The organism is Lentilactobacillus parafarraginis DSM 18390 = JCM 14109 (assembly GCF_001435895.1).
Lineage (GTDB): Bacteria > Bacillota > Bacilli > Lactobacillales > Lactobacillaceae > Lentilactobacillus > Lentilactobacillus parafarraginis.
In genome coordinates this window covers 1-5677 of sequence record NZ_AZFZ01000098.1, presented here as the reverse complement: position 1 = coordinate 5677, position 5677 = coordinate 1, and the positions used below count along the sequence as shown (strand labels likewise).

General features: G+C 40.7%; 6 protein-coding genes. 5 read left to right on the top strand and 1 reads right to left on the bottom strand.

Translation table 11 applies throughout. The features are described 5' to 3' along the window. The first annotated feature begins 50 nt into the window (after positions 1 to 50). Both FD47_RS13505 and FD47_RS13500 read left to right on the top strand, forming a co-directional pair. Positions 51 to 1088 carry a DUF2075 domain-containing protein gene (locus tag FD47_RS13505; RefSeq protein ID WP_338043344.1) on the top strand — a complete coding sequence of 346 codons (1038 nt, stop codon included), beginning with the start codon at positions 51 to 53 and terminating at the stop codon, positions 1086 to 1088. 103 nt (positions 1089 to 1191) lie between these two features. Further along, a complete protein-coding gene (locus FD47_RS13500) occupies positions 1192 to 1608 on the top strand; it encodes a MarR family winged helix-turn-helix transcriptional regulator (RefSeq protein ID WP_054736483.1) in 417 nt (138 codons plus the stop codon). Here FD47_RS13500 and FD47_RS13495 read toward each other — a convergent pair. Next, positions 1595 to 2362, bottom strand: coding sequence for an SDR family NAD(P)-dependent oxidoreductase (locus FD47_RS13495; protein ID WP_056980799.1), 768 nt, complete (start codon positions 2360 to 2362; stop codon positions 1595 to 1597). The genes FD47_RS13500 and FD47_RS13495 overlap by 14 nt on opposite strands. A 146-nt stretch (positions 2363 to 2508) precedes the next feature. On the opposite strand from FD47_RS13495, the gene FD47_RS13490 reads away from it, so the two are divergent. The 3 genes from FD47_RS13490 to FD47_RS13480 all read left to right on the top strand — a co-directional run bounded on the left by FD47_RS13490 (position 2509) and on the right by FD47_RS13480 (position 5619). Beyond that, positions 2509 to 3360: an SDR family oxidoreductase gene (locus FD47_RS13490; protein WP_054736494.1), complete on the top strand. Its 852-nt coding sequence runs from the start codon at positions 2509 to 2511 to the stop codon at positions 3358 to 3360. A 414-nt stretch (positions 3361 to 3774) separates the two neighbouring features. Then, positions 3775 to 4224: a hypothetical protein gene (locus FD47_RS13485; protein WP_054736496.1), complete on the top strand. Its 450-nt coding sequence runs from the start codon at positions 3775 to 3777 to the stop codon at positions 4222 to 4224. A 318-nt stretch (positions 4225 to 4542) separates the two neighbouring features. After that, a complete protein-coding gene (locus FD47_RS13480) occupies positions 4543 to 5619 on the top strand; it encodes a hypothetical protein (RefSeq protein WP_054736498.1) in 1077 nt (358 codons plus the stop codon). Positions 5620 to 5677: the final 58 nt, after the last annotated feature.

Below are 5677 nucleotides of genomic sequence, written 5' to 3'. Positions count from 1 at the left end.
TGAAATAAAGTTTTCAGACGGACCCTAGTACTTTAAAGGATGATGGCAGTATCCTGCGTCAAGGCTTTAGTAATCTTGAAAATTATGTATTGGTGAATCATGACGAACAGTTAAAAGTTTATCAGGATATTGTTAATAAGTTGAATTTAGGTGTAAACAATAAAAATGATGTTAGTAAGCCAACACACTTTATTACAACCCATAGTCCCAATGCACCTGCAGACGTTGTTTTAGTTGATGAGGCACATCTACTTTGGACTCAAGGAAAACAGGCATATCGTGGTCAGAATCAGTTGGAAGATATTTTGAAGCGTTCTCGTATCACCGTTGCAATATTTGATAAGAATCAGATGTTAAAGACTGAAGAGTATCTTGAACCGGATGATATCAGAAGAATGGAAGAGCGTGCAGATTCTCAAGGTAATTTGATAATGTTGAGCAATCAACTACGGATAAATGCGAATGCCGCTACAATCAAGTGGATTCGGGATATTACTGAGAAGAAGATGATTTCTAAAATTCCTAAGGATGATAATTACGATCTCAGGATCTTTAGTGATGCTAAGAAAATGTACGAAGCCATTCAGCATAAAGCTCAAGACGAAGATAAGGGGTTATCGCGTATATTAGCAACGTTTGATTGGAAGTACAACAGTAAACGAAAGCCGGATAATGCGGATTATTGGATGGTTACTGCTGGAGACTTATCTTTGCCATGGAACCTTCAGTTGAAGCCAAAAAATGCCCGTTCACTGAAAAAGCTTGCTTGGGCTGAACAACCCCAGACAATTAATGAGGTTGGATCCACTTATACAATTCAAGGATTTGATCTTAATTACAGTGGTGTCATTATTGGGCCCTCTGTGAAATATCGTCACGGACATATTGTGTTTGATCCAAGTGAAAGTGAAAATACAAATGCAATTCGAAATAGAACATTGAAAAATGGTAAGAAGATGAAGGTAGCCGACCGGCTGTTACCAAATGAGTTGAATGTGTTATTAACTCGTGGGGTTAACGGGCTTTATATTTATGCGGTGGATGATGAGTTGAGAAGGGCCCTCTTGGAGGCGGAAAATAGAACTTGATAACATGCGGCCAATGGCAACTTGTCGTTACCATATACAAATTTCTGAACATATTACTTAATACAGCATCGAATTCGTATTTAAATGACTGGAGTGACCAACTATGCCCCAAAGTTACATCCAACATCTCGCAATTCTCTATGACAAAATAACCCAGCAGCTGGACTCATCCATCCAACTACCGGGCATTAATCATACCAATTATTTTTACTTACAAAAGCTAGCAGAACATCCCGGACTAACTCAGAGTGATTTTTCGCAATTCGTTAAGTTGACCCAAAGCACAGTTACCCGGGCGATTAACAAACTCGTTAAGCTGGGCTATGTTCAACGGAAGGTTGCCCAAAATGATGGTCGACGTGTTGAACTAGGTCTCACCCAAGCCGGTGTTGATGCAAGCAAGCAAATTAACCGACTTGTAGATCAGTTGAACCGGACATTTGAAAATCTCGACGAAAATCACGCGCTTTTTACCAAATTAAATCAAGCAAATCAGGCGTTCACCACTACGCATTCTTAAAAGTGGGATTGTCTTTGAACATATGCCAGACCATCTCATCTTGCTTACGGTTAGTAGCTTTGTCGGCATCATACTGTTCCTTGGATGTCCCATACGTAATGTCGTAGTTATCGGCCTCAATCTGCTGCATAACGGCGGGGATAAATTCATCCAAACTCACACCATAAGTGTGCTCGGACGCTCCTCCCAGAGACGTATTTACTGCTGGTGGAAAGATTTCGAAAACTTTAGTGCTTTCATCTTCCATTTGCCATCTTAATGCCTGGGTAAATCCGTGAACGCCGAACTTTGAAGCCGTGTACAGCGGGACCCAAGAACCTGGGTTAATTACCAGACCAGAGGAAACGTTGATGATGGCGCCATTACCGTTTTGATTTATCTGCTTGAGAAGTAACATAATCAAATGTAACTGTGCTTCTAAGTTAATGGCTAGTTCCTGATGGTAAAATTCCCAACTTTTATCAAGATGGTTAAGATTGATCCAGCGCTGGATACCGGCATTGTTGATTAGTACGTCCAGTTCAGCATCATTATCTGTTATCCATTGAGCAAGTTTCTCCCTGTCACCCGCTTTGGATAAATCGGCCTGATAAGTTTGCAACTCAGGGACATCGGCCTTTGCCTTAGTAATGTGGTCATTGTCAAAATCAACTACTAATACACTGCTACCAGCCTCGATGAAGGCTTTTGCCAATCCCAGCCCAATGCCTGTTGTACCACCGGTAATGAGTACATGATGACCTGATAATTTCATAAAGAACCCCTCCTTTAATTTGTTGCAAGCATAGTTTAACATATAATACATGCACTTGCATTTAATTTGTGATATGAGTTACAATTAATTCAAAGACTTGTGGTTCAATATTTGGATATAATTTGATAATACGAGGAGTGACCATTATGATTTTAGTAACGTCTGCAGCCGGGCATACTGGCCGTTATTTTGTCGCTGCGCTGGTTAAGGCTGGCTTTGAAGTTGCTGCCACGGATGTGAATCCAGTTGTTCGTGACTTGCCGGGAATTAAAGAGGCATTTGTTGGTGATCTAACGGATATTGACTTCATTGATAAGTTGACCGCTTCGTCTGATCAAATTGTTTACATTCCACCGCTCTTTAATTCAGAAGAGGCGTTGATTGGCAAACAACTTATTGATTCCGCGATTGCTCATCACGCGAAGCAATTTATATTTATTTCGGTCACTCATCCAATCTTAACGAGTTTGTGGCAGCACATTGCTAAAAGGGATGTTGAGGAGCACTTGATATATCAAGGGATGAGTCATCATTTACTCTACACAATTCTGCAGCCGATGCATTACATGCACAATTTTGATCCGAAAGTGATTCACCAAACGGGGAAGTACCGAATCTTCTACGATATCGACGCCGAGGTTGCCTACGTTGATCCTGTTGATGTTGGTGAGGTGATCGCTAAAGTCGCAAAGAATCCGCAAACATATGATAAAGCGACATTTGAATTGGTTGGGACGGAGCCTTATTCGCCGCGAGATCTTGTTGACACGTATAATGAAATAACTGGCGAACACGCGGTGACCGAGTACGTGTCAGTCACCGAATTCTTGGATGAAATCAATGCAAAGGATCTCTATTTCCGTCAGGGGTTTAAACATTTGGCAGATAGTTACAGCGCGTGGGGATTGGATGGTAATCCCTATGTTCTCACCAAATTATTGGGAAGAAAACCGACGACAATCGATAGCTATATTCGTCGCGTTTTAAAATTGCGTTGACGTGGGCCGCTTTTAATAAAACCCATCTTGAATCTTGACAGGAAGTAGCCACACACCCATCCTTGAATCTATTTAGCCGTGAAGGTGATTTGACCTGAACACTATCTGTCATATGGTGCTGCCAGTGCGATTACCGGACAAACAATTTTGGCGGATGGGGGGTATAGTATTTGGTAAAGTCTCTATGTCCAAACTGAATTGTGAAAGTTAAAGTGCCGGCGTTTGTCGGCACTTTTAATTTGCCTTTGGGATCGACATGTTGACAATATATCGAAGTAACAGGAAACAGCCAGAAAGTTTCTCCTTTTACAACTTATTTAGCTTGAAATCCGATAAAATGATGATGGAAAGTTCGATCATTGTGTCATGCTAGTCACTTTATTGACTTAATTTCCCATCAAGGAGGCCGCAACCTTGAAAATTGAAGATCTACAAAATAAACTACCCAAAACCGTTCAGAAAGTTGAAGAAGGACCCAACGAATACCAGCTGGCTTATGACTACATTTATAATTATTTGGACGATCGTGATCATCCGGCAATTCCGACCTATGTTTATTCCGTTGATCGTGAAAAAGGCACGACCAGAGAAATCGAGATTTTTAAGATGAATTTGGGGATTGAAGCCGCCCCCTATGCACTTCAGCTATATACTGATTTCAAGGCTTGGGTGCTTAAAATCGAAAACGACATGTACTTAATTGATCAGAAACGCAATATCCTTAAGCATGCGATTATATATGATGTGGATTGGGAACATGAAGAAGCAATTACCGTTCAAGTGTTTATGTATTTAGCTGATGGAGGAGATATTGATGATAGTCGAGAGACCGCCGATGAGGCCGAAGGATCAGATAGCATATAACAAAGCCAGAGCAAAACGGCGCAAGAACCTGTGGATTTTCTGGACGGTGACGTTTCTTTCGTTGGCGTTAATATTCTGGCGGTTCACACTGGCAACGTTGATTGGGGCGATAGCGAGTGNTGGACGTTGCCGTTGTTTAGCTATATGTTTTATAATGATCGTCATCGCAGGTAGGGAGGATGATACATTCAATTTTTAAAATATACATACATCGTTAGATAGTTCAGGGCACGCAATAATTAAAATGCAATTATACTTATCTGATAAGTAAATGGTAAACTTAATAAGCACCATAGAATTGATGATGAGGGGTATCTAATGATGAATAAGCTTACTATTGCAACAACTGTTTTTATTTTGGCATCAGCTTCCGGTATGACGGTAAATGGGCAGTCAACCAAACAGATTAAAGTTCAGAAGTTTACAGAACGTTCAAAATACATAAGCGGTATGGCCATCCCGCGTGCAAAGCTTCACTTAAAAAGAGCTGGCACGTCGTATGGCTATGGAATCGCTAATAGGAAAGGACATTTTCGATTCCGACTGAAAAGTAAGATGAAGGGTGGATGGAAATACACCTTAATTGCGACAAGGCATGGATATCGGACAATAAAAGTGGTTGTGTCTCCAACGGCTTCTCCAGATAAGAAACGCGTTCGGACAAGTTTACCTGTAAATCAACCACAATCAGTAACTCCGGCACAATCGACTTCAAGTTCACACCAGACTCAAGATAATCAACATCCACAGCAAATCTCAGAAGCTCCTCAAGTTAATAAACCTGCTGTAACGCCTGCGCCAATGGAAGTTGGTCAGTCCCAAAGCACGATGAGTCCTGAATTTGCAAACCATCTGAATGGAAGAATACTTGGGAATGCTAATGGTTCATCATCAACAGTCCGTGCATCAAATACAGTGATCAAGGATTCTTCAAGTAATCCAGCTATTGATGATAGGAATATGAATTCTGATAAAACTGACGAATTAGCAAAACAGATTGACCTTCTATACAGCAAATCCAATGATTTAATGGAACAGCAAGATCAAGCCTCAGATAAAGCAGATGAAGATCGTGATGATCAGGAATTATTGAGGGCGGGTGAGAATGCTTGGTTAGAAAACATTGAAATTTGGCAGAATAAGTTAAAAGAAGATTCAAAGAACGATGACCCCTATGGTAATAAGTTTGCGGACCAGGATCATCTAGAGTCAGCACAATATGACCTCAACAGATATTACGAATTGGTGGCGAAGGGTGTAACAATAGATCAGTTGAGAGAGGATCAACGAATTCAAACTAGAACAGCTAATTATTTGGGGGCTGATCGAAAATCAGTTATGGCTCAAATTAGAGAATTGGAAGAGCAATTCAATCAGCTTGGTGGGAGCTACTAAATCACCGCATATGTATATAATTTAGAATTTCCCCGATTTAAAATTGAAGTGCAACACT